Origin of the sequence: Myxococcus sp. AM009, assembly GCF_013372605.1 — a bacterium.
In the GTDB taxonomy this organism is placed as follows: domain Bacteria; phylum Myxococcota; class Myxococcia; order Myxococcales; family Myxococcaceae; genus Myxococcus; species Myxococcus vastator.
In genome coordinates, this window is the sequence record NZ_JABXEP010000287.1 from 1 (window position 1) to 4,305 (window position 4,305).

Annotated in this window: 4 protein-coding genes; all 4 read right to left on the bottom strand. The window is 63.4% G+C overall.

Going from position 1 to position 4,305, the window contains the following annotated elements; genetic code table 11:
• Positions 1–320: 320 nt before the first annotated feature.
• Positions 321–1,421 carry a TIGR04552 family protein gene (locus tag HV824_RS34920; RefSeq protein ID WP_176416505.1) on the bottom strand — a complete coding sequence of 367 codons (1,101 nt, stop codon included), beginning with the start codon at positions 1,419–1,421 and terminating at the stop codon, positions 321–323.
• A gap of 103 nt (positions 1,422–1,524) precedes the next feature.
• Positions 1,525–2,046 (bottom strand): toxin-antitoxin system YwqK family antitoxin, encoded by a 522-nt coding sequence (locus HV824_RS34925; protein ID WP_176425203.1) that lies wholly within the window; start codon positions 2,044–2,046, stop codon positions 1,525–1,527.
• Between the two features lie 220 nt (positions 2,047–2,266).
• The gene (locus HV824_RS34930; RefSeq protein ID WP_255208592.1) at positions 2,267–3,163 is read right to left on the bottom strand and encodes a hypothetical protein; all 897 of its coding nucleotides are present in this window, start codon (positions 3,161–3,163) and stop codon (positions 2,267–2,269) included.
• A 237-nt stretch (positions 3,164–3,400) separates the two neighbouring features.
• The coding region (locus tag HV824_RS34935; protein WP_176425204.1) for an AgmX/PglI C-terminal domain-containing protein at positions 3,401–4,305 on the bottom strand (905 nt) is incomplete at its 5' end.

Sequence of the window (4,305 nt, forward strand, 5' to 3'; positions counted from 1 at the left end):
CGCCTCGAAAGACTCCGCGACCTGGAACCACTCCTGCTTCTCCACCGACTTCGACATGCTCGCCAGCGTCCACGGCGGCGGCTCTCGCCTCAACGCCTCTCAGCACGTCGTTGGCCGGACGCTTACGCTGGCATGGCATGAAGCAGGCCCATCCGGCTCTGACATTCACGTCTATCGCCACAATCAATAGTCATTGACGCATGGAGCAATCAGGGCTCGGGTTCAAGCATCCATTCCACACTGGCCGAGCTTGAAGGCGTCTACGAGTATCCCTGAGGCATCACCAGGGAGTGCCGTGAACAAGGGGCGCTCCCGTGACGTCACTCCTGCCGTTTGGGAACCACGAGGCCTTGGCTCAGGCGCTTGAGCACCCGCTGCTTCTGCCGCCGCTTGTAGGCCTCGTGGGCATTCTCTCCACGCTCGTTGAGACGCGCGGTTTCCTCATCGACAATCTGGAACTCGACAAGAGAAATGAGAATTCGGCCCTTCCGTGGCCGGGTATCTTCCTCGGGTGGCGGGAGATAGGCATCCATCCGCACCGGGATATCCACCACGAAGTTCAGTGCCCGGTAGGTATTGCCGGAGAAGGCGTTTCCGCCAGAGCTCTCACGATCTTCGAAGTCGCGATCCAAATGGAGGCGGGGGATGTGCTGTTCGAAGTGTGGGTTCTCAGCGAGGACTGACTTGAACGGCAGTAGCGTGTTTTCCGTCTGCCCAGGAACAACGAGATGGAACGGGAAGAGCCGCTGCGTGAGGTAGTAGAGTGCCGGCAGCAAGTCCTCCCGCTTCTGTGTCACGACACGGAACCGGGTCCTGTCGTAGACCTGCGCGGCCACCGTATCTTTCTTCGCCAACAGCTTGGTGATGAGCGAGTCCTGGGTCTTGATGGAGTGCGCGAACTCCACGATGGGCAGCCCTTTGGCCTGCATCTCAGCGGCGACGCCCAACACACGCTCCATGATGAGCTCCGCCAGCTCCGCTTCCGAGACCGGCAACCGGAAGAGAAGGTCTCGCCCTTCAATGTGCTGGATGACGTGCATCACCTTCAGGACGACGCATGCGATGCGCCGATGCCTGGGCGACCCTTTGACTCCCGAAGCATAGAGGAACAGGTCGTGGATTTCCTCGGGCCGAGCCACTGCGTCCGCGACGCGGTAATTGAACGTCTTCCGGAGGTACTCGACGGCTTCAGCCAAGACGCCCCGGGCCCACTCCTCGTCGTAGGGACGGGACACATCCAGTTGAAGGAGCCTGAGGAAGTTGTCGACCTCCCCGCGCGTCTGGAAGTGCATCCTCCGCCAGTCGATGACCGACCCCCCCCGGAGGATGAGCCGAATGCGCTCGAGTTCGCGCAATCCCATCTGCTGCACCCTGCAGACGGGAAGATCTGGCAAAACAGGAGTGAGCGATGGCGCCTTCACGATGGATCTTCCTAGTCGAGCGAGGTTCGCGACGATAGCCCGACCAAAGCAAAAGGCCTTCCAAATGGAAGGCCTTCGCGTCCATCACGCCCACTGAGAACAGCTACTTGCAGGCTGCAGGTGCATCGGCCGTCTTGACGGCATGACCGGCCCGGTACATCTGCTCACTCAGCTTCTGGCCGTTTTCGGCATAGGTCACAGCGCTCCCTTCACGCTTCCCCGCGACCCAATGCTCTGCCACCTTCGTCACGCCGGTCCCGAAGTACTGGAGTCGTCGCCCGTGGTAGTTGCCGCCCACGAACTCAATCTCCTCGGTTTTCACGCCGTTCTCATCGAAGAACGTCCACACGCCAGATTGAGCACCGTCGGCGTGCTGCCCCACCACTTTCTTCTGGCCGTTCAGGTGGTAGCTCACGTAGGGCCCATGTGCGACGGGCATTCCTTCGCTGGTGCTTCGCTTCACACAAAACACACCGCGGTCAGTCATCGTCTCGCGCCCGCCGAACTGTTTCGTTCCGGCTGGACAGGAGAGCCTCACTTGTTCGACCTGCTCGGCCATCCCAACAACAGGGAGGCCCATTGCCAGAGCCAGGACAACGCCATGGACCGTTCGATTCTTGCTCATGCTCTTCCTTCCTGATGCGGACTGAGGACTGATTCGGGAGGTCATGCGGTGTGTTTGAACGCTCTCCCCAGGCGAATATTCAAGAGCGACACAGGACACAGCACGGAGTTCGTTCGACAACAGGCCCCCAATAGAACTGAGGCCCCACTTCCGAAGTCGGAACATGGGGCCTCAGCAACCCCGGAGGGTTGGATTTCGCCAAATCGGAGGCGCAGCCCCGTTACTTCGTCAGGGTCGCGCAGTACCCGTTACCACCCGTGAAGTACACGCCAAGTACAATCTGATTGTCTGCGGCGGACGTGCACAGGTTGAGCGAAATCGAGGCGCTCTTACGGTCCGAAGAACGCTGGTAGCCGTTGCTAAGCGGAACCGCATTCAACTCGGTGCCATTGGTGCGCACATAGAAGAAGCCGTTGAGCCCTTCCTTCGTGGACGGCAGGTCGTCGTCCTTGGAATAGAAGTGAACGCGCGCCTTGACCGTCTGCGCGGACGTATCAGAGCCGCACGCGGAACCAAAATCTTCCTTGGTGACATTGTAGATGATGTGGCCAGTGCCAGTTGCCGGGTCAAAGCTGGCCGCAGGCTTGCCCTGCAGATTCGAGCACGTGGGGGCGGCCAGCTCCGTGCAGGAGCCAGAGCTGCAGTAGTCACCGTAGGCGCAGGTGGAGCGGCCCTCACCCGTGCAGCTCGTAGGCACGGGCTCACCCTCTTCGCACTGGCCGGTGCTCACGTTGCAGGTCCGGTCGCCGGTGCACTCGGCGTTGGACGTGCAGGCCGTCACGCAGACGTTGTCCAGGTTGGAGCAGACCAGGTCCGTGGACTCGGAGTCCGTGCCACCGTTGCAGAGCACGTCCGTGGAGCACTGGCAGATGCTCGTGGTGGCGTTGGGACCCGTGCCGCCCAGCGGGGCGCAGGTCTTCGCCGTGGAGGGGCAGTCCACCGCGGCGGAACAGGTCTGCACGCAGATCTGGGCGGTCGGGTGACAGATTTCCGACTCTCCGCACTCGTCATTGCTGGAGCACGCGCCCGGGGACGTCGTGTCGTCACCGCAACCAGCCATGAGACCGCTCATCGCGCCCAGCGCCGTGAGCACCAACATCATCTTGCGAAGCTGCATGTTGAGATTTCCTCTTGTTTGGAACGCCGCCCGGGGGGCCTCCGGCCACTGACAACAGGCCCCGATATCCATGCGAGCAAGGAAGGCTTAGTCCCGCCCGTCCGGACGTGTCAACGAGTGTCGACGCCACCTGGACGGCTGCTCGGCCGGGAAATTCACCCCTCGCACAAGCAGACAGCGGGAGCGGAGGCCATCGCGACTTGCATGTCGCGATGGCCTCGCTTGACGCCCCAATGTTCAGAAGGTGAACGGAAAGTCGATGGGCTCGCCCTGCCGCTTGTGACGCGGGAAGGACCAGCTCTTGATGAGCCCGGAGATGCAGCTCGCCATGTAGGTGGAGCGGAACTCATTCGTGCGGCATGACACCGCTGCCGTCTTCCCGCTCGTCTGGATGGTCCAGCGCATCACCAGCTTGCCGCTCAGCGACGGGTCCTTCTTCTTCTGCTCGTTGACGCACTTCACGATGGCCGGCTTGTTGGCCAGCACCACCGACATGATATCCGACTGCTGCAGCCGGTCCGGCACCCCGCCCCCAGGCTCGGGCGGGACATACGCCGTCGGACGCGCCGCGGACTGCTTCGACCCCGAGTTCGACTTCTTCGTGCCGAAGAGCTCGTCGAAGTCATCATCCGAATCGTTCGACGAAGGCCGCTCCGCACGCGCCGGCGCGGACACGCGCGGCTCCGGGACTTCCCGGCGCGACGATGCGGTGCGGCGGCTGCTCGGGCGCTCGACCTTCGCCACCACTGTCTCCGCGGGCTTCGGCGTTTCAACCGGAGGCGGAGGGGGCGTCTCGACGGTCGTGGGCGTCGTCTCCGGCGGAGGCGTGTTCACCGGCGCCGCGGCGACCTCCGTGGGAGGTGTCGAAGGTGGCGTCGCGGGATTCACGGGCGGCTGTGCGGCCGCCACGGAGGCCGTGTTCGCCGGAGGGCTGCTGGGAGGCGGCGTCGGCGTGGCCACGGCAACCGGAGGGTTCGCCGGCGCCGCATCCGCGCTGCCTCCACCCTTCAGGAAGAGCGCCGCTGCGCCACCACCGACCAGGAGCAGCCCCGCGGCGATTCCAGCGAAGAGCCCCATCTTCCCCTTGCCCCCACCCGGCGGCGGGTAGGCGGGCGGGTAGCTCGGCTGCGGCGGGTACGGGG